Below are 20,971 nucleotides of genomic sequence, written 5' to 3' on the forward strand. Positions count from 1 at the left end.
GAGCACCGCCTATCGTTGTTGTTTTGCTGTGAACATTTTACCTGGGTTCATAATCGCATTCGGGTCGAGCGCAAATTTAATGTTACGCATCGCTTCAACGCCTGCTTCCCCAGCTTTCAATGATAAATATGGAAGTTTCATTTCACCGACACCGTGTTCTCCTGTGATCGTTCCACCGAGACGCACTGCCTCTTCGAAAATTTCTTTAAACGCTGCATCGACACGTTCCATCTCTTCTGTATCACGCGCATCTGTCAAACAAGTGGGGTGTAAGTTTCCATCTCCTGCGTGACCGAATGTACAAACGGTTAATTCGTATTTTTTCGCAATTTCATTAATGATGCCAACCATTTCTGCAATTTTCGAACGGGGTACCGTCGCATCTTCTAAAATTGTTGTCGGCTTCATACGAGAAAGTGCCGATAACGCTGTACGACGCGCACTCGTTAACTCATATGCTTCTTCTGGAGTTTGGGCGACTTGAACGTCCATCGCTCCTGTTTCCATACAAATTTTAGCCATGCGTTCTGTATCGCGGTCGACAATTTCTTTCGGACCGTCTTGTTCGATCAACAATACTGCTCCCGCATCTGTCGGTAAACCGATTTGTGCGAAGTCCTCTACGACGCGAACCGTCGCTTGATCGAGGAATTCTAAAGTTGCAGGGATGATGCGATTTTCAATAATTGCCGATACCGCTTTCGCTGACGTTTCTAAATCTTCGAATAAAACGAGCATCGTTTTCGTCGCTTCTGGCTTCGGAATAAGTTTAAGGACAGCACCGGTAATCACACCGAGTGTACCTTCTGCCCCAACGAAAAGACGCGTCAAATCGTAACCTGCGACGTCTTTCGCTAATTTACCACCGGTTTCGATGATTTCACCATTTGGAAGCACAACTTGCAATCCGATGACGTAATCACGTGTTACACCGTATTTCAAACCGTGCAAACCACCAGCATTCGTGCTAATGTTTCCACCGATTTGAGAAATGTTCACGGAACCTGGGTCCGGTGGGTAAAATAATCCTTTCGCCTCTGCCGCTTCAATGATGCGTTGCGTGATGACACCTGGTTGTACGGTCATCGTTAAGTTCGCTTCATCAATTTCAATAATTTCGTTCATATTTTTAAAGAGTAAAACGACGCCACCTTTAGACGGGGTTGTCGAAGCACTCAAATTCGTTCCTGAACCGCGTGGAACGATTGGAATACGATTTGCATTACAAATTTTAACGATTTCACTCACTTCAAAAACGTTGCGTGGTGCAAGCACACAATGTGGGCGCGCTTGGAATCCTGGTGTCGCATCGTACGAGTAGTTTAAAAGTGAAGATTCACTATCTAAGACATTTTCTTCCCCAACGATGGCGACGAATTGCTTTCGAATTTTGCTAGAAATCAATTTTCTCACCTCTCGATTATTGATCATCGACAACGATGTAAAACACTTCGACAGGTCCGTGTACACCGACGACTAAGTTCATCTCGATATCGGCACTTTTACTCGGTCCTGAAATGAAACTAACACATGAAGGAACTTTTCCTTCTCCCTTTAATTTACCACGAACTGTTTGCGCAGCTTGTGTCATTCTCGGGACAATTGTGCTTTTCGGAACGATTGCGATATGCGCATGAGGTAAAAGACTAATGCCTCGTCCCATTTGTTCGTTCATAAATAAGACGACGGTTCCAGATTCTGCAAGTGTCACATCGCTGAACGTAATGCCGACACGTGCACGCTCTGCAAAGCGAAGATTTTCTTCTCCCGCTTCTTCCTTCCAAATATGCATATCCATTTTATTTTTTAATTGTTCATAATAAGTTGTCATACCAAATTCATCATTGCGACGATCGTCTGCAGCGATGACAGAATCTGCTTGTAAACCGTCCAAAATGCGATCGAGTGTCGCTTCAAGTTGCGCGAGCGGTACAACATCTACTGAAGTGTGGCCGACTGCGCATTGCGCTTGCAGTGCTTCGACTAATTGGTCTTGTGACAACCCTTGCAATACCGCATGTTGAGGTTGATGACGCCATACTGGCTTTTCGACAGGTGCTGTAATGCGAGGTCTTCCTAATTCATTCGCAATATTGTTTAAAAATTCTTCTTTTGTCGCCATCTTATTTCTCCTCCTTGCGGTTTTTGAACCAATGACGGAACGTTTCTTTCGGTGGTGCAGGGAAGTCGCGTTCTTTCGTCCATTCTTTCAAAATGCTCGGTCCATCTGTAATTTTTTCGTCTTTCGTCCACGGTTTCATCGCTGTGCGTGCAAGTTTTGAACTCAATTTGTACGCAGCAGGGTGAGAAGCCCATTGAACGAATCCTTTCATCGCTACTTTTTCCATTTTAGGTGCCATGCCGAGTTCAACGATATTTTCACGGTGACGCACGAGATGTTCATGGAGTGGAATTTTGACAGGACATGCATCAGTACATGCTGCGCAAAGTGTCGATGCATAAGGTAATTCTTTATGATTTTCATAACCGTCTAACAATGGTGTTAAAACAGCGCCAATCGGTCCTGGGTAGATGGAACCGTAAGCGTGTCCGCCAATTTGACGATATACGGGACATGCGTTAATACATGCTGCACATCGGATACAGTGCAAGGCAGATTGGAATTCTGTTCCTAAAATCTTTGAACGTCCATTGTCTACGATGACGAGGTGATATTCTTCCGGCCCGTCTGTTTCGCCTTCTTGACGTACCCCTGTGATCGCGGTGATATAACTCGTTAATTTTTGTCCGACTGCCGAACGTGTTAATAAACTGACGAGCACTTCCATCTCTTCCCATGTCGGGACGATTCGTTCCATCCCCATCACTGAAATTTGGGTCTTCGGCAATGTTGTGGAAAGTCGTGCGTTCCCTTCATTTGTTACGAGTGTAACTGTTCCAGATTCCGCGATGGCAAAGTTACATCCTGTAATCCCGATATCTGCAGCTAAAAATTCTTCACGCAATTGCTTGCGCGCAAATAATGCTAAATCTTCAGGAGTACTTGTGCTATCGTAGCCACGATATTTTACGAAAGTATCTTTAATTTGTTCTTTATTCAAATGGAGAGCTGGTGTAACAATATGAGACGGTAAGTCTCCATCCAATTGTAAAATCCATTCGCCTAAGTCTGTCTCGACCACGTCGGCTCCTACTTCGGCGAGCGCTTTGTTTAAGCCGATTTCTTCCGTGACCATCGACTTAGATTTGACCACTTTTTTAGCATTTTTCGATTGCGCGACTTTTTTAATATATTCATTCGCTTCAGCAGCATCTTTAGCGAAAAATACATTTCCGCCACGCGCTTCGACTTGTTCTGTCAATTGGTTTAAATAATAATCCAAATGATTTAGCGTATGCGTCCGAATTTCTTCACCTAATGAGCGCCAATCTTCCCAATCACCTAACTCTTCAGAAGCTGCAAGTTTTCCTGAACGGAAGCGACCTTGCGCTGAAGCGATTGACTCACGCATAAAATCGTTCGCTACACCTTTGTCAATTCGTTTGTCATACGGATCATTGCTAATTCGAATGCTCATTTTTTCACTTCCTCATTTGAAAATTGGTTCAAAATTTCTACGATGTGCAATACTTCTACATTTTTGCCTTCACGTGTTAAACGACCTTGAATATTCATTAAACAAGCCATGTCTCCGCCGACTAAATATTCCGCTTCTGTTTCTTCGACATGATGCGCTTTTTCGTCTACCATACGGCCTGAAATGACCGCATTTTTCACTGCAAATGTTCCGCCGAATCCACAGCAATCTTCCGCCTGTGGTAACGGAACGACATCAACACCTTCAATGCTTTCAAGTAAACGTAATGGAGCTTCTTTCACGCCGAGTAATCTCGTCATATGACATGATGGATGATACGTCACTTTTCCTTTAAATGTCGAAGGTATATTACGCACTTCTAATACCTCATATAAGAATTGTGTAATTTCATATGCTTTACGGGAAAACTTTTTCGCTTTTTCGCTATATTCTGGGTCATCTTTTAAAATATGTTCATATTCACGTAACATGTAGACACATGAACCGGATGGGCCGACGATATACTCTGCATCTTCAAATACATCAATCATATGTTTCATCGATTTGATCGTTTCTTTTTTGTAGCCACTATTGTAAGAAGGCTGTCCACAGCACGTTTGACCTTCTGGGAAATCGACTTCACATCCGTATTTTTCTAATAATTCAACTGTCGCTTTACCTACTTGCCATGCAAAAATATCTGCCATACACGTAATAAATAAAGATACTTTCATTTTGAACACGTCCTTACTTTTTAAACTCCATATAGTGTTGTAGTGATTTTTCCACATTTGTTAAGTGGAAAAACATTTCATCATGTGCCAAATCAGGACGTCGCTCGCGAATCGCATCATAAATGCGTCGGTGTTCTTTATATAAAGAAGCGGCTTTATCTTCTTTATATAGAAGAACATTGCGCGTATCTCTTAAAACATCACGCATAATTTCAGAGACCGACTGCATAAAGTGAATGAGCACTTCATTTTGCGTCGCTTTTGCAACCGCTAAATGAAATGCCATATCCGCCTCTTCTCCTGTTTGACCTTGTATATCCGCTTCATACATTTTTTGTAAAGCGTCTTCTAATTCTTTTAAATCTTCCTCTGTCCGATGCGCCGCTGCTAATTTTGCTGCTCCAACTTCCAAAACTTTACGCACTTCGTACATATCGCGAATTTGTTTTTCATTCATTAATAAACTGTTCGCTACTTGCGCCGAAAAGTTCAACGAATCAAATTGCGCGACGAATGTACCCTCTCCCTGGCGTATGTCTACATAACCGAGAGCGCGCAGTGCACTCATTGCTTCGCGCACTGCAGATCTGCTCACATTGTAATTTTTTGCTAATTGCTCAACTGAATCAAGACGATGTCCAGGTGGCCAATGTCCTTCTTCAATTTGGGATTTAATTAAATCTGCTATTTCTTCGTAGATTTTTTTCGGCGGTGTAAATTTTGTCATAATATAGCCTCCTTAAATCGTCAACGAACGACAATTTGTTTAATATAGCTATATTACTACATGAACGACAAAACGATAAAGCCTCCGAGTCCTGCGAGTAAACAATAAGCGATAGAAGGTAAAATCGTTTTACGAATAATATCGCCTTCTTTACCTGATAAACCAACGACTGTTGATGCTGAAACGACGTTATGCACACAAATCATGTTTCCGGCTGCTGCCCCTAATAATTGACCAGCGAGTACCGTATTGACATCTGTCCCGACTTGCATCGCAATACTTTCTTGAATTGGCGAGAATGTTAATGTTGAAACGGTTGCACTTCCTGTAATGAATGCTCCGAGCTGTCCTAAAAATGGTGCGACGAAAATCCAGACTGAACCTAAACTACCTGCCAATGCTTCCGCGATGTATTGTGGCATACTCGCTAAGTCATTCGTATTCATACCTGAATTCGTAAACACTTGAACGAGCGCTAACGTAAAGAGCAGTGAGAATCCAGCATTTTTAATGGAAACTAATGCTTCTTTACCCGCTTTTGTAAAGTTATTGACCGATTTTCCTTGAATAAATACAGCTGAAAATGCCGCGATAATTAAAATGGTTCCTGGTGAGTATAAAAATTCCCAACCAGAAGTGATGCCTTCAACGCCTAAAATGTTGCGCCACGTTAAATCAATCGCCCCTTGAGCAAATGATTTAATTGACGGTACGACACGTGTTAATAATAATAATCCGACAACGACGAGGTATGGTGACCATGCGCGGATTAAACCCATATCTGACTTCGTTGTTTTCACTTCGAAATCGTCACGCATTGCATCTTGCCATTCATCTTTCGGTAATAAAAACCCTGCTTTCGCTGTAAGTGTTGCGACAACAAGTGCTGTTAAAGATGCGAGAATTGAAACGAATTCCGGTCCGAATAAGTTTGCATACAAAAATGCCGATGACGTATAGCTTAATCCAACTAAGAATGCCCACGGGAACATTTTGAATGCTTCTTTTAAGCCTTTATTCTTTCCGAAGAAGAACGTCAATACCATAATTAAAATAAATGGTGTAAATGTTCCTGCCATCAAATCAATCGTCGTTGCTTTAATCGCTACTTCTTGGAAGAAGTTTGGATTCGTCGCAACGCTCTCTAAGTTACTTAATCCTACGAGTACAGGTGTACCAACGGCTCCGAATGGGACCGGTGTACTGTTGGCGATCAAGGCGAGTACCGCTGCTGCCATCGGATTAAATCCGAGCGCAAACATGAGCGGTCCTACAACTGCAGCCGGTGTACCAAAACCAGCAGCTCCTTCAATTAACGAACCGAATAAAAAACCAACGATAATGACTTGTACACGCATGTCTCCAGAAATGCTTTGGAAACCTTGATTAATACGGTCAACTGCTCCCGTATGTGTGAGCGTATTCAATAATGCGATCGCTCCAAATAAAATTAACAAAATCGTTAACGCTTTATGCGCCCCTTGCAATGTTGATGCCATGACGATTTTGCCTTCCATGCCCCAAGCTGTTAAACCGAGTAAAATGACGATGATTGAACTTAGTGCCATCCCTTTCAAAGCGGACATACGCATAATAACTAAAAAGAACAGTGGTGCAATAATTGCTGATAATGCGACAAATAACATCTTCACTACCTCCTCATTTTCCATGTAATATTTCATAAGGTCTTCTTGTGTTATGGTCATCTGATGACCTGACTCAAAAAAATAGTGGAGATGCATCTATCAGAGATTGTACTTTATTTATTATAACAGTTATGGTCATCTGATGTGTGAACTGATAGCGCTTTCACTATTTTTCAAAGCATATTGTCAAATTATCATATTCAGTATGAAATAGCAACCAGTGATTTGTAAAATATTATTGTATTTTCCATAGTAATTTTATCTTTTCGTGTACAATTTTTCGTTTTTCACATAAAAAAATCACTTTAAGCACAATGGCATTAAAGTGATTTAGCGAATGGTGAGCATGCAACTTTTAAGTACAGTAAACGTTCCTATATTTGAACGACATAATCTGTTAGTAATTCATCTTTTTGCATGAGCTCACGCAAATATTTTTTTGCACGAAAGAGTCGTGATTTCACAGTTCCAATCGACACTTTCATTTCGTCTGCAATTTCAATTAATGAATATTGCGACACATAAAACAATTCAATAGTTTTACGATAAATCCCATCCAATTCTCCAATTTTTTGTTGGATAATTTGTTGCATATCTTCTTTTTCAATTGTTTCTCCCGGCGTTAGCGTATCGCTTGGCACGAGGTCGAGAATCGGAACATCCAATGTATCTGGTTGATTCATGACGTATTTGCTACGACGGACATTTTTACGATAACGATCGCGAAATGTATTCATGCAAATTGTCGTAATCCATGCTTTCATTTTATCGACCTTTTCAATTTTTCCTTCATAACGGACAATTTTAACCCAGACGTCTTGCATTAAGTCTTCAGCCTCTTCTTTGTTCCGTGTTAGTTTTAAACATAAATGATACGTATATTTACCATATTCTTCATATAAATTTTGTACTGTAGTCATTGCTACCGCCTCCATCTCATTCGCTTTGTACTCTTATTATGCAAAAAAAGCAAAAAAGGTACTATCGGAGTTCCTTTCATTTACATTACAATTTTGTAAGGGAAAAAAATAAGATGATTTCACTCTCATTTCGAGTGAAATCATCTTATTTTTATTTATTCTTCTATCTTTTCTTCTACTTCTTCTTTTCGTATCGTCATTTTCATAATGCGACTACGTTCCATCTCATCAATCGTAAACGTGTGATGATGGTAATTTAACGTGTCGCCTACTTCTGGAATACGACCAAATTCTTGCATGAAAAAGCCGCCAATCGTTTCGTTCTCGTCCGGTAATTCGATTTCTAATAATTCCATCGCATCTTCTAAGTCTAAGCGTCCACTACAAATTAATGTGTGATCGTCATGGAAGTAAATGACTTGCTCTTCTGTTAAATCTGTCTCATCTTCAATTTCTTGCCCGATCATTTCTTCAATGATATCTTCTTGTGTCACGATTCCGAGCGTTCCACCGTATTCGTCTAAAATAATCGCCATATGTTTTTTATGCGCGAGCATGAGACGGAATACCGTTTCTACACTCATCGTTTGTACGACAAATAAAGGTTCCATATCAATATATTGTTTCATCGGTCGATTCGGATGCATCGACCATTCAATTAACTTTTTAGAATAAAAAATACCGACGACTTTATCAATACTTTCTTCGTAAACAGGATAACGTGTGTAAAAATATTGCAAGACCGTATCTCGTGCTTCTTCATAAGTCGCATCAAGCGTTAATGCAATAACGTCTGTACGATGCGTCTCCATCACATCGAGTACATCTTTTTCAGGGAAGTCAAGAATTCCTTTAATACGTTCTGTCTCTTCTTTTTCAAAAGCCCCTTCTACTTGTGCAAGGTCGACCATCGAACGCAAATCATCTTTCGTCAATGTCGCTTCCGTCACTTGCCCTTTACTAATGATACGAATGAATAAATTCGTAAACTTGGACAATAAAAAAGTTAAAGGTGTTAAGACGAAAACGAGTACACGAATGACTGGTGCAACAACGTATGCAATTTTATCTGCAAACGTAGCGGCGATCGTTTTCGGCAATACTTCTCCAAAAATAATTAAAATAATCGTCAACGTTCCTGTCGCAAGACCTACTTGCCATGATTTTTCAATGGCGATCATCGTCACGAGCGTCGGTAACATGATATTGGCAATGTTATTTCCGATTAAGATGGCGGTAATCATTCGATCCGGTTGTTGTAAGAGCGCATCAAGTTTTTGCGCAGCGACATCGCCATCATTCGCACGGAAACGAACTTTCATTCGATTCACCGCGGTAAGCGCTGTTTCGCTCCCCGATAAAAAGAATGACATGAATAAAAAGAATGCTAACGCAATAAACAAAAGCGTCTCCTCCAGTAATTTTTAAAGTGTTCCAATTATATCATATCTCACATTTCAAACGTATCATTTCGGTATTGAAAATATGTTTCTGCTATACTGAAAGGGAATTGATTTTATGAGAGAAAAGAGGAATTTCGATGACACAATATTCAACATTCGATGCGTATTTTCGCGAACACCGCGAACGTCACTTACAAGAATTGACAGACTTTTTACGCATTCCGAGCATTAGCGCATTATCAGAACATAAGGAAGATATGACGACAGCTGCGAACTGGCTCGTAGATTCTTTCAAACAAGCAGGTCTTGAAAATGTTTCAATCGATGCGACAGACGGACATCCTGTCGTATATGGCGACTGGTTACATGCGGAAGGTAAACCGACGATTTTAGTGTACGGACATTATGACGTACAACCTGTCGACCCGTTAGAACTTTGGGAAACGCCCCCTTTTGAAGCGACAGTGCGCGACAATAAATTGTACGCGCGTGGTGCGAGCGACGATAAAGGACAAGTATTCATGCATATTAAAGCAGTTGAAGCTTTAATGAAGTCATTCGGCAAACTTCCGGTCAACGTGAAATTTATGATTGAAGGGGAAGAAGAAGTCGGTAGCCCAAATTTAGAGAAATATATTGAAGAAAATAAACAAAAATTAGCTTCAGACATCATCGTCATTTCAGATACAGGAATGGTTGGCCCAGGTAAGCCTGCAGTATTGTATGGGTTGCGCGGACTCGCTGGCGTGCAAATCGATGTGAAAGGCGCAAAAGGTGATCTCCATTCAGGACTTTACGGAGGCGCTGTCCAAAACGCACTCCATGCACTCGCTCATATTCTCGGTAGCTTCCGTGATGCGGAAGGAACGATTCAAGTCGAAGGATTTTACGACAATGTGCGCGAATTATCGGATGATGAGCGTGCGGCATTCGCAGCGATTCCGTTCGACGAGCAACAAGTGAAAGACGAATTACAAGTCGATGCACTATTCGGCGAAAAAGGGTTCACGTATTACGAACAAACGTGGGCACGTCCGACGCTTGAAGTGAACGGCATGCACGGTGGATTTTCGGGTGAAGGGATTAAAACGGTATTGCCGAACGAAGCGAGCGCTAAAATTTCTTGTCGACTCGTACCCGACCAAGATCCAGATGAAATCGTGGATAAACTGAAAGCGCATATCGCCAAACATACTTTACCTGGTGTTACGGTAGAAGTGACAGAATTCGATAAAGGAAAACCATTCATCGCACCGTTCGACCACCCTGCTATTCAAGCGGCGAGTCGCTCATACGAAAAAGTATACGAAACACCGACATCATTCATTCGCGGTGGCGGTTCTATTCCGATCGTTGCGGCATTTGACCAAATTCTTCAAGTTCCTGTCGTCTTAATGGGCTTCGGATTAGATACGGAAAACTTCCACGCACCGAACGAGCACTTCCATCTCGAAAACTTCGACCAAGGACTGCGTGTTCTTGCCGATTATTACTTCGAAATTGAACAATCCCTTTAATATAAAAAGATGTCGCATTTACGATCGCGACATCTTTTTATATTTATTCAAATAATGTGACGAGCTCATCGAAAGGCTTACGCTCTTTCACTTTCGGTTCTACGTCATAATAACCGAATTGAAGCATGCTCATAATGCGTTCCCCTGGCTGAACCCCTAATCGTTCACGGAATGTTGGATTGTCCAAAAACGGCGGTGTTTTCCAGCAAGATCCAATCCCTTGATCCCATGCGAGCAACTGCGCATTTTGGATAAGTGCACTCGCTGCACCATAATCTTCGAGACGCTCTTTTTGGCGGACATCCTCTGGAACGATGACGAATACGACACCACCGACAGTCGTAAATTTACGCATCTGTTTTTCGAGTGTTTCTTCATCTAATTGTTTCCAGTTCGGAATCGCTACTTCTCGGATCACAGGCAAAACGTTCTCATAACGCTCCCCACCTGCGACGATGAAACGCCACGGATTGCGCATCCCGTGATTTGGCGCCCATGTCGCGTCTTCTAAAATCGCAAGCAAGTCTTCTTCCGCTACTTTTTTCCCGTTAAACGCTTTAATTGAACGACGTTGAATAATCGCGTCACGTACAGATAATGATTGTTTTGTCATAACCATTCTCCTTTATTATGTATAGTCTTTTTCATTATACCTGAAGCCGTATGAAAATTAGAAAAATTTGCTTTCTCCTTGTAACGGAATGTTCATAATTCACGATATGATTTTTGTCATATTGTATCGATTTTCAATACTTTTCACTGTATAGTGAAAATCATTATACAACAAAGGGTAGGATGAACAACATGACTCAAAAAATCGCATGGATTATCGATAGCCTCGGCTACTTATCACCTGAACTTGCAGCGCGCTCTGACGTCTTCGTCGCACCACTCACCATCCATTTTGGGACGGATAGCTATGTAGACGGGGAAAGTTTAACGACCGACGAACTGTACGAAAAAATTAATACGACAAAATCAATTCCAACAACTTCCCAACCTTCCGCTGGCTATTTCGAAAAATTGTATCGTTCTTTAAAAGAAGAAGGTTATGATTGTGCCATCGCAGTTCATATTTCAAGCAAATTAAGTGGCACATTCGCCTCTTCGAATGCAGGTGCCGAACTTGCTCATTTCACCGTTCACACAGTTGACTCTCTGTCGATGTCATATGGCATGACATATATGCTAGAGCGTGGAATCGAAACGTATGAAGAAACAAAATCGATTGAGCAAACGATGCAAGTCATTCAAAATTTAGTAGCTAAATTACAAAACTACATTTTGATCGGAAAACTAGATCAATTGTATAAAGGTGGGCGCATGAGTGGCGTTCAATATTTCCTCGGAAGCCTGTTGAAAATGAAACCTGTCGTCCATATGAACGACGAAGGTTTATTAATTCCTTACGATAAAGTACGCTCTGAAAAACGTGGCGTTCAATATTTAATCGATCGCGTAACAGAAAAAGCAGACCGAATGACTTCTTGTTTGTACATTATGCACGGTAATGTCGAAGAACGTGCAATCGCTTTAAAGGAAGCGATTCATAAACAAATTCCGAATCTTGATATTCGTATTGGAGAAATTAGCTCATCCATCGCAGTGCACGCTGGTGAAGAAACATTAGCGATTTTATGGTTTGAAGATGACGGTACAACTTCATAGGAAATTTCAGTTATCTAAAATAAAAAACGCATGAAATTCAAACTTCATACGTTTTTTATTTTTATTAAATTATATTTAGCATAATAAGTTCTTTAACTCTCTAACAACACCGTAACACTCTACTCCACTTTCCCTCTATTTTTTCAGCCGGTTGAGGCTTTCCATAAAAGTATCCTTGCATATAACGAACCTTTAAGCGCTCGATATATTTTTTCTGTTCTGCAGTCTCAATCCCTTCAACAATAACTTCCATTTGAAGTTGATGAGCCAATTTTACAATAGCTTCTAATATATAATGGACTTGTGTCGACGTACTTAATTGTTCTACAAATAAGCGATCTAATTTCAAATAATGTGGCTGAATTGTCAAAATCTTTTCTAATGAAGCATACCCCGTCCCAAAGTCATCAATAGCAATTCGGAAACCGTAGTCTTTAATTTCATTTACTAAGCGCTTTAAAGTTGTGGCATCTGGACTTTTCATAGACTCTGTTAATTCCACTGTTATTTGCTCAGGACGGACGGCATGTGCATCGCAATTACGCACTAATGTTTTGATGACTTCGCCGGAAAGCAATTCAGGCATCGATAAATTAAATGAAATATTTATTTTCTTATATCTTTTATTCCATAAAGCAAGCTGTTCTACAAGCTGTGTAACAACCCATTCCCCTATCGGAATCATCATTCCTGTCTCTTCAAGATAAGGTAAAAATAAAGCAGGAGACATCACACCTTCTTTTGGGTGGTTCCACCGTAAGAGTGCTTCAAAATTTGATATCTCACCATTGCTTTGAACGATGGGCTGATAATAAAGTTCAAATTGATTGTTCATTAAAGCCTCACCAACTTGTTCAGTCATTTGATGGAGTTTTTTATAATTTTCTATCATTTCTTGTTTATTTTTCACTTTCAAGTTTTGGTGCACTTAGATTCACTTCACTTTCATTCAAAGTAAATTGAGAAGAAATCATCGTGAGCATTTCACTCTCTTTTTCTACTTGAGAAGCCACTTGTTTTACTTGTTCAATCGAACTCACTTGTTGTTCCGCAGAGGCGCTTATTTCTTCTGCAGCAGCTGCAGATTGTTCTGAAATTGATGACAAATGAAGAATAAAATCGTTCACCTGTGAACGTGAAGACACCATGTTCTCCACATTATGATAAAGTTGCTCAATCTGGTTCATTATACTTTCCATATGTTGATCAATATTTTGTAGAGCATCATACGTTTGAACGACTGATCCTTGTTGCTCCGACATGCTTTCATGGGTACGGGACATTTGCTGCACAGCATGCTCGACGGCAGACATTGCTAATTGAATAATACTCGTAATACGGTGAGCAGATTGTGCAGATTGTTCTGCTAAATTACGTACTTCCTGAGCCACTACAGCAAATCCTTTCCCCGCTTCGCCAGCACGGGCCGCTTCAATAGATGCATTGAGCGCTAATAAATTCGTTTGTTCTGAAATGTCATTGATCACATCTATAATTTTTTCAATATCATTCATATGCTCTAATAATTTGTCCATATCATTTTCTGCTTTTTGAATATGTTGAAATGTTAAATGGGATTGCCTTTGTAATTCTGATACTCTTTGTGCACTTTCGTTACTGACTATGGATGTTTTAGAACTCATCTCTTGCATGATGGCCGTGCTTTGTTCTACTTCGCTAAATTGTGTATTTAACCGTTCCATTGCCTGTTGTACCTTTTCTAAATCTTCGGACTGAGAGACAGTTCCTATTGCTACGTCAGTAATCGCTTCAGCAATTTGTTCGCTCGATTCTACATTTTCTTGAGCTGTTATTTCCAACAGGCGGACATCCTCATTTAGTCGTTTAGAGCTATTTTTTATTTTCACAAAATGTTCATTTAAATCCTGTAACATATCGTTGAAATTAGAAGCTAGATGTCCGACTTCATCATGACTAAAAATACGAGCTGCAATATTTAAGTTTCCTTTTCGGACTTCTTCCATACAAAAAGCTACTTCACGAATGGGTTGCGTCATTTTGCGCGATACATAAATTGTCACGATGATAGCCACAAAAAATACAAGTAGCGAAATCACAGCTAACGAATATTTCACCACTCGAAGAAGATTGAACATATTTTTTTCTAAAAAGATAACGCCTACTTGGAAAGTCTCCACAGTATCGAAATAAGCATGCCTCTTTTCTCCGTCGATTTCAAAACGAAATGTACCGGAAGAATTATTCATCTTACTATAAAAACTCTCAGTGTCTGCAGCAGACTTTCCTCTTTCTGTCGGATGTACAAGCACCGTTCCACCTTGATCCATTAAAAACGCAAATCCATCGTATGAAAAATTAAATTCTGTAAGTAAAGATTCAATGGATGTCAAAGGCAAGTCCAGTAATAAAACTCCTTGTACTTGTCCATTTTGTACGATTGCTTTTGAAAAAGGGACTAATAATTGTTCGCTTTTTATATCGACATGTGCTTTTCCAAAATAAACTTCATTTGGATTTTGACTTGCTTCTTTATACCAGGCTCTCTCTTGTGGTCGATATACAGAGTCTTTCATTAAACCATCTTCAGGAAAATTAATAAAAGTACCATCTTTCAAACCAATTGAGATTTGAAAGACATCGGGATTTTTTTCTATATATACTTTTAATAATTGCTGAACTTTCTCAATGTTTTCTTTCCCTAGCGCAAGTTTTTGTATGTCCGATAGGGCAGAAAGTAGCAATAAATCATCTGCATATTTATTAAACTGCGTCTGGACTATAGCAGTTAAACGTTCCACTTCTTCTATCCCACGCTCTTCTGCTGATTTTTCAATCGCCTCTCCTACACGATTCGAGGTAACAAGTCCGATACTAACCACAACACTACCTACAATTGCAACCATTAAAATTATTAACTTTGTTCTGATACTCATTTCTAGGGTAACTCCTCATAATAATTTCTCTATTCTACAAGGTCCTACCACTTGGCCAAATGTATTACTTGATAAACTTAACCATAAACATAATCACTTTTCCTGACAATAGCTTTATTAAACTTTTTATACAACTCATCCAATTTATAACTATATACTTTGAAAATCATGTTTCACTGGAACTATCCAACCAAGTGAAAAGATATATCAATATGTAATTTTATGGTTACAAATAATGATAAAGTTGCTTTGTTTTTATCATTATTTTGACTGAATATCTATTCATGAGTTTTTCATCTTGTTTTTAGATGTCATTTCCTTTTTACTAAAAACGATTCTTTAGTCTTGTTTTTTATAAAAAACAAGATATATAACCTCACCTACCTATATCGTTTTATAAATGGATATCGGTTAAAAAGAACTAGTGTCATTTTTATCAAAATCTTTATGTTTAATAATGACTAAGTTTAACTTAAGTCTTTAAGACCTATTTAAACTTCTTTAAACACCTAAAAATAGGTCTAAGTATTCTAACTTTCGATAGTTTGAAACCTTCTGAAATAGTTCTCGTAAAGAATAGACGAAAACGTTATACTTTTAAAAGCGTTTCAATAAAAAGGAGTGACAGAATGAATAAGAAAACAGGTATGATCGCACTTATTATTGCCGTTGTTGTAGGCGGTGGAGCCCTTGCCTTTGCATTTTTAGGCGGTTCAACAAAACAAGATTATTTCAAAGCGGAATTTAAATCCGTCCAAACGATGGTGGACGATTTCAAACATCGTTATAAACCAGAACTTGATTATTACGACATGACGATGGAACATCCTGTCGAAGCAAAATCAAAAATGACAGTTGATATGAATAGCCAGTCAGCATTACTCGCGGACGTTCCGACAGATCTCATTAAAGATTCTCATATCGAAATGACGTCACAGTCTGATATGAAAAATAAAGTAGCGGATGTTCGTGTAAAAGGTGAAGTTGCCGGAATGCCACTCGACAACATTTATCTTCGCCTCGCACAGCACGACCTTTTCGTTCAATTACCATTTTTATCTGAAGTTTTAACGATCAACGATAAAAAAGTGAACGAATTAATGAAAGAAAACGACCCTGAATGGACAGAAGAAATGAGTATCGACTTTACTCAATTTTTCAATCAAAACACATTGCCTGCGGATAAAGATATGAAACATGTGCAAGATGCGATGTTAAAAACATTGTATAAAAACTTAGACGACGAAGCATTCACGTCGACGAAAGAAAAAGTTACTGTTTTATCTGAAGAACTAAACGCTGAAAAAATTACGATGGATCTCGGTCCAGAACAATTAAAAAAAGCGACAGTCGCTATTCTTGAACTCGTACGCGATGACAAGACGATTCAAAAAATGGTGAAAGAATCGATGACGCAAAACGCAATGTTCGAAATGACATCACCAGAAGAAATGATGAAAGATTTTAATAACGATATTAACGAAGCGATTGAAGAAGTGAAACAATCAACTGAAAAGCCACATCTCGTGTCAACAATTTGGATTGCGGACGACTTCATCGTGAAACGTGAACTTACGATGGCTGATGACGAAGAAACAGCTGTACAAGTGAAAGGTAATCATTTACGCAAAAAAGACGGTCACACATTCCAGTACGCATTCGGTTCAGTTGAACAACCGAACGCTTTCACAATTCAAGGTGAAACGAAATTCGACGGCAAAATTACAGCTGACCGCATCGACTTCGCAGTGGAAGACCTCGGTACGTTAACATACACAGCAGATGAAACGCTTGAAAAAGACGTGCGTGATTACAAATATACGTTCAGCGTTCAATCGGATATGGCGATCGCAGGCGAACTCGTTTGGTCAGGTAAAAACGAATATAGCAAAGACGCAATGAAGAGCTCTCAACGTGTCGGCATTAACTACGAAGATATTAAAGTAGAAGACGTTGCGCTCATCGTAGAATCAGATACGAAACGCATTAAGGCTACTTCTGAAAACCCGACAGACAATATTCGTAACTTAAACGACATGTCTCAAGACGAAATTACAACATATCTCGAAACAGAATTTGAAGAAGTCGGCCAAATTTTACAAGGGCTTATGATGACAACTATGTTCGATGGCGATATGGAAGGCGCTTGGGATGAAGAGCCAACGATGGAATTTACAGACGCAGATTTTGAAGAGATGCGTGCTGAACTTGCGGAAGATGGCATCGAAATGACAGATGAAGAATTCGCAGAGTGGAAATTAGAAATGCAAGAAATGTTCGGAAACGAATAATTCGGGAAAGATGAAACGGAATAGGTGAAAACCTGTTCCGTTTTTTAATTGGAAAGCGAGGGGTTCATATGCAACATTTGTTTTATTTTATGAAGCATTTTATGCAACTGATACAACGACAAAAATTAACAATTTTCGCTTTTTTATCGTTTCCTTTCCTACTCATAATGCTCGCACTATGGACGATTATTCCATTGCTTTCCTTTGATGAACATGAGCCGATTCGCTTTGCTATTGTCGACGAAGATCAGTCAAGTGAAACGAAACAATTGCTTGCCGCTTTAACGGACGGTCAATTAATTGAGGGTCCGCTCCACTTCGAAAGCATGTCTAAAGAAGAAAGCGAGAATGCAATGCATCACAATACAATCGGTGGTACTTTGCAATTTCCTACTGGATTTACACGCGCGCTTTATGACGGAAAAGCGATTGAACTTCATGTCATCGGAAATGATAAAAAACAACGAGAAACAGAACTGCTCTATAGTTTGGCACAAACCGTTGCGCAACATATTAATACGTCACAAGCGAATATTTTACTCATCGACCAATACGCAAAGGAAGCCGAATGGTCTACAGCGCAACGGGATGAGTTATTATTTGAACAATTTATGAGTTATAGTTTATTCACGCTCGGAAAAGATGCGATGCTCGAAGAAGAAAAAATTGTAAATCCATTGACCGATTCTCCAGTCCACTACTTCGCGATTCAATTTTTATTCGGATTACTCGTTATTTGGACGTGGCTTCTATATCGCTTCTTCCACGGCACGTTGCCCCCTTCTATTACGATGCGTCTTCAACTATTGAACGTCTCACCACTTTCAATAGAAAGCGCAAAAGGAATCGTTATTACGCTCTTTGTTTTCATGACGAGTTTTCTCGGCATCATCATTTTGTTACTTTTAAGCTCAATCGTTTTTGTTACGTCGGACGTTCTTTCTCTCGCATTCGCCATGTTACTTACGACCAACATGAGCTTTTTTTTCATCTCCATTATGGAACGTTTTCGATTTTTAGCAACTTCCACCCAAGTGCTCGGCATCGTTTTATTGTTAGGGATGAGTGGATTCATTGTTCCACCGCTCTATTTACCTGCGCAACTCCAGCCCGTCGTTTCTTTCTCTTTTTTAAATGAATTGACAGAAGGGATACGTCAGCTCTTTTTAATGGGGAGTTTTTCGATGCAATGGTCGGTCAGCATCACAACATTCGGCATGCTCGCACTTTTATGGCTCATCGTTTGGCGTCAACAGAAAGAGGTGAAGTAATACGATGGCTTTATTACGTTTTCATTGGCGGTGGTGGCATTGGTTATTATTACTGTTGCCACTCGCTGTTACATTACTTTTCACAAAACTCATCTTTCAAACGACAGAAGAGTTTCGCATTCCTGTCGCAATCGTCGATGAAAGTACGGAACAATTTTCGAACGATTTACTCGTTGCGCTTCACGATGCTCCTTATATCGACGTACGCGAAATGGATCGTTCCGCTGCTTTACGCGCGCTTGAACGGCATGAAGTAGATAGTGTCTTCTTATTCAAACATTCTTTTGATGAACAAATTGCAAAAGGAGAACGACAAACAATCGTCGAAAGTTATACGTCTAACTTATCGTTCGGGTACAGCACTGCAAAAGAAATCATCACCGCTCACATTCAACAAATTGTAGGGCGGGAGCGTGCAGCAATCGCGATTGAACACATTGTAAATCGTCCAGTCGATCATGAAGTTATCGCACAACAATCGATGCAAGCAGAACGAGAGCGACAATTGCTAACGGTCGTTTTGCACGATGAATTTAGCGATAATGAACAACAACGTAAGCCGACAACGCCCCTCCTGTTATGGAGCATCTTCACGATGATCGGGACATATATAATCGGACTCCCTCTTTGGACATTAATACGAAGCTCACTCCGATGGCGCTTCCCGTTTAGTCGCTTATCAAGCATTTCATTATTTTGGCGACAATGGGCAATTCTTAACGGAATCGCTCTTCTCACAGATGGCATCGCTTATAGATTATTAGACTTTTCGTCCCTTTGGACCGTCGTGACGTACCGCTTCACCTTGTTCATCGGAATTGGTCTCGTGTTCACATTGTTTCATACGACACGAGCGCTTCATCGGACAGCGAGCGTCCTATTATTCATATTGATCGCAACAGCAAGTACGACATTCGCGACGTGGCACCCGTTCGCCGCGCTATTGCGAGGAACGTTCGCGATGAGTCTCGTCGTCTCTTGTTTACTCGCACTCATGTTCGCGATACGAAAGGAGAATCTCGATGTTACACGTACAACATCTTCATAAAGCATTCGGACAACAAACCGTCCTTCACGACGTCTCGTTCACGATTCCGAAAGGAGAGATCGCATGTTTTATCGGAAAAAATGGCGCGGGGAAGTCGACGCTCTTTCATATCATTGCGACATTGTTGCACGCTGACAGTGGCACGCTCACTTGGGACGGACGATGTTATGAGCAAGAGGCGAAAACGATTCGCCAACAAATTGGATACGTTCCTCAACAACTGGCCATTTGGGAAGATTTTTCCGTTGCTCAAAATATGCGCTTTTTCGAACAACTTTCGCCCATTAGGCGCAGCGACGAACAGTTACGAGCGATTTTAAAAAGTGTCGCACTCGAAGAATGGGATCGTAAAGCGAAACATTTATCAGGCGGGATGAAGCGCAAGTTAAACATAGCGCTCTCACTCATTCATCAGCCCGCTCTCCTGCTGCTTGACGAACCGACTGTCGGCATCGACTTACGTTCGAAAATTGAAATTCAACAAGCACTTCTCGCTTTACGTGATCAGTTCGGCATGACGATGTTGTACATTTCACACGATATGGAAGAAGTGACCGCATTAGCCGATACGATTTTTAATGTAGGCGATGATTTGTTTTACACTCAATTGCTCCAAACGAAAGGAATCGACACGATTTCACTTCGTTAACGAAAAATACGCACCTCCTCACAGACGTGAAGAGGTACGTATTTTATTCATTCATTTGGACATGTGGCGGCACGAGAATTTCTACATATGCTCCTCGTGCATAATAGTAAGTAGCACTTAACTGCCCTTCTTGCTGGGCGAAAATCGGAAGACGATACATCCAATAACTTTCGTGAAAGGTCGGGCGTTCGACAACTAATGTGTCATGACGCAATGTAACGGTCCACGGCTCTCCCCAACTTGTTATAGCATTTTCATCATAAATAAAAGCTTCTTGATAAAGGTGAACCGTTAATTCTTTCACTTCTTCCCTTTGTTCAATCGTATACGAGAGTCCTTCTGGGATGTCCAACTTTATGGAAGAATTAGCATTCACGTCGAAGTGATACATTTCATCAGGCGTCTTCCAGCTTACATCTTCTGGCACACTTTCTTTTATAATATCTTCCACCTTCGTCACATTGACGATAAATGGCGCGATGATCGCACCGATGAAGAGAAAGACGAACGTAACTATAAACATACTATTCCACCGATAAAAAGGAACGCGTAATGTTGAATGCTTTGATAACCGACTCCAAAAATAAATCGGAACCCCTATCGTCAATATTAAAAATACGAGATTTATACCGAGCAAAGCGGT

18 protein-coding genes are annotated in these 20,971 nt (G+C 40.3%); 6 read left to right on the forward strand and 12 right to left on the reverse strand.

What is annotated here, in order from left to right; translation table 11 throughout:
- Positions 1 to 9 precede the first annotated feature (9 nt).
- The 8 genes from IRY55_RS08845 to IRY55_RS08880 all read right to left on the reverse strand — a co-directional run bounded on the left by IRY55_RS08845 (position 10) and on the right by IRY55_RS08880 (position 8,969).
- The gene (locus IRY55_RS08845; protein ID WP_408015165.1) at positions 10 to 1,431 is read right to left on the reverse strand and encodes an FAD-linked oxidase C-terminal domain-containing protein; all 1,422 of its coding nucleotides are present in this window, start codon (positions 1,429 to 1,431) and stop codon (positions 10 to 12) included.
- Positions 1,421 to 2,122 carry a LutC/YkgG family protein gene (locus IRY55_RS08850; RefSeq protein WP_194562951.1) on the reverse strand — a complete coding sequence of 234 codons (702 nt, stop codon included), beginning with the start codon at positions 2,120 to 2,122 and terminating at the stop codon, positions 1,421 to 1,423. Before IRY55_RS08850 ends, IRY55_RS08845 begins: the two co-directional genes overlap by 11 nt.
- A 1-nt stretch (position 2,123) precedes the next feature.
- Entirely contained in the window at positions 2,124 to 3,539 is a 1,416-nt protein-coding gene (locus tag IRY55_RS08855) for a LutB/LldF family L-lactate oxidation iron-sulfur protein (protein ID WP_194562952.1), read from the reverse strand.
- On the reverse strand, positions 3,536 to 4,273 hold the full coding sequence (locus IRY55_RS08860; RefSeq protein ID WP_194562953.1) for a (Fe-S)-binding protein: 738 nt from the start codon (positions 4,271 to 4,273) through the stop codon (positions 3,536 to 3,538). The genes IRY55_RS08855 and IRY55_RS08860 overlap by 4 nt, the downstream gene beginning before the upstream one ends.
- A gap of 13 nt (positions 4,274 to 4,286) precedes the next feature.
- Positions 4,287 to 5,000, reverse strand: a complete 714-nt coding sequence (locus IRY55_RS08865) for a FadR/GntR family transcriptional regulator (RefSeq protein WP_194562954.1) — start codon at positions 4,998 to 5,000, stop codon at positions 4,287 to 4,289.
- Positions 5,001 to 5,056: 56 nt separating this feature from the next.
- Positions 5,057 to 6,646, reverse strand: a complete 1,590-nt coding sequence (locus IRY55_RS08870) for an L-lactate permease (RefSeq protein ID WP_194562955.1) — start codon at positions 6,644 to 6,646, stop codon at positions 5,057 to 5,059.
- Positions 6,647 to 7,020: 374 nt separating this feature from the next.
- Complete coding sequence (locus tag IRY55_RS08875) at positions 7,021 to 7,566, reverse strand: RNA polymerase sigma factor (protein WP_235961108.1); 546 nt, start codon at positions 7,564 to 7,566, stop codon at positions 7,021 to 7,023.
- Positions 7,567 to 7,721: 155 nt separating this feature from the next.
- Complete coding sequence (locus tag IRY55_RS08880) at positions 7,722 to 8,969, reverse strand: hemolysin family protein (protein ID WP_194562957.1); 1,248 nt, start codon at positions 8,967 to 8,969, stop codon at positions 7,722 to 7,724.
- Between the two features lie 137 nt (positions 8,970 to 9,106).
- Between IRY55_RS08880 and IRY55_RS08885 the strand changes: the two genes are divergently transcribed.
- Positions 9,107 to 10,486: a dipeptidase gene (locus tag IRY55_RS08885; protein ID WP_194562958.1), complete on the forward strand. Its 1,380-nt coding sequence runs from the start codon at positions 9,107 to 9,109 to the stop codon at positions 10,484 to 10,486.
- A 43-nt stretch (positions 10,487 to 10,529) separates the two neighbouring features.
- On the opposite strand, the gene IRY55_RS08890 is transcribed toward IRY55_RS08885, so the two are convergent.
- Positions 10,530 to 11,099 (reverse strand): nitroreductase family protein, encoded by a 570-nt coding sequence (locus IRY55_RS08890; protein ID WP_194562959.1) that lies wholly within the window; start codon positions 11,097 to 11,099, stop codon positions 10,530 to 10,532.
- Between the two features lie 191 nt (positions 11,100 to 11,290).
- Here IRY55_RS08890 and IRY55_RS08895 point away from each other — a divergent pair, with 191 nt between their 5' ends.
- Positions 11,291 to 12,154 carry a DegV family protein gene (locus tag IRY55_RS08895; protein ID WP_194562960.1) on the forward strand — a complete coding sequence of 288 codons (864 nt, stop codon included), beginning with the start codon at positions 11,291 to 11,293 and terminating at the stop codon, positions 12,152 to 12,154.
- A 100-nt stretch (positions 12,155 to 12,254) separates the two neighbouring features.
- Here the strand turns inward: IRY55_RS08895 and IRY55_RS08900 are convergent, their stop codons facing one another.
- Positions 12,255 to 13,064: an EAL domain-containing protein gene (locus tag IRY55_RS08900; RefSeq protein WP_328799646.1), complete on the reverse strand. Its 810-nt coding sequence runs from the start codon at positions 13,062 to 13,064 to the stop codon at positions 12,255 to 12,257.
- Complete coding sequence (locus IRY55_RS08905) at positions 13,054 to 15,069, reverse strand: methyl-accepting chemotaxis protein (RefSeq protein ID WP_194562962.1); 2,016 nt, start codon at positions 15,067 to 15,069, stop codon at positions 13,054 to 13,056. Before IRY55_RS08905 ends, IRY55_RS08900 begins: the two co-directional genes overlap by 11 nt.
- A gap of 629 nt (positions 15,070 to 15,698) precedes the next feature.
- Between IRY55_RS08905 and IRY55_RS08910 the strand changes: the two genes are divergently transcribed.
- The 4 genes from IRY55_RS08910 (at position 15,699) to IRY55_RS08925 (ending at position 20,328) form a co-directional block, all read left to right on the forward strand.
- Positions 15,699 to 17,360 carry a DUF6583 family protein gene (locus IRY55_RS08910; protein WP_194562963.1) on the forward strand — a complete coding sequence of 554 codons (1,662 nt, stop codon included), beginning with the start codon at positions 15,699 to 15,701 and terminating at the stop codon, positions 17,358 to 17,360.
- A 101-nt stretch (positions 17,361 to 17,461) separates the two neighbouring features.
- Complete coding sequence (locus IRY55_RS08915) at positions 17,462 to 18,631, forward strand: ABC transporter permease (RefSeq protein ID WP_194562964.1); 1,170 nt, start codon at positions 17,462 to 17,464, stop codon at positions 18,629 to 18,631.
- A gap of 4 nt (positions 18,632 to 18,635) precedes the next feature.
- Positions 18,636 to 19,679, forward strand: a complete 1,044-nt coding sequence (locus IRY55_RS08920; protein WP_194562965.1) for an ABC transporter permease — start codon at positions 18,636 to 18,638, stop codon at positions 19,677 to 19,679.
- Positions 19,654 to 20,328, forward strand: a complete 675-nt coding sequence (locus tag IRY55_RS08925; RefSeq protein WP_194562966.1) for an ABC transporter ATP-binding protein — start codon at positions 19,654 to 19,656, stop codon at positions 20,326 to 20,328. Before IRY55_RS08920 ends, IRY55_RS08925 begins: the two co-directional genes overlap by 26 nt.
- Before the next feature lie 43 nt (positions 20,329 to 20,371).
- Here the strand turns inward: IRY55_RS08925 and IRY55_RS08930 are convergent, their stop codons facing one another.
- Positions 20,372 to 20,965, reverse strand: a complete 594-nt coding sequence (locus tag IRY55_RS08930; protein WP_194562967.1) for a hypothetical protein — start codon at positions 20,963 to 20,965, stop codon at positions 20,372 to 20,374.
- Positions 20,966 to 20,971: the final 6 nt, after the last annotated feature.

This window comes from Savagea serpentis, from assembly GCF_015351395.1.
Taxonomy (GTDB): Bacteria; Bacillota; Bacilli; order Bacillales_A; family Planococcaceae; genus Savagea; species Savagea serpentis.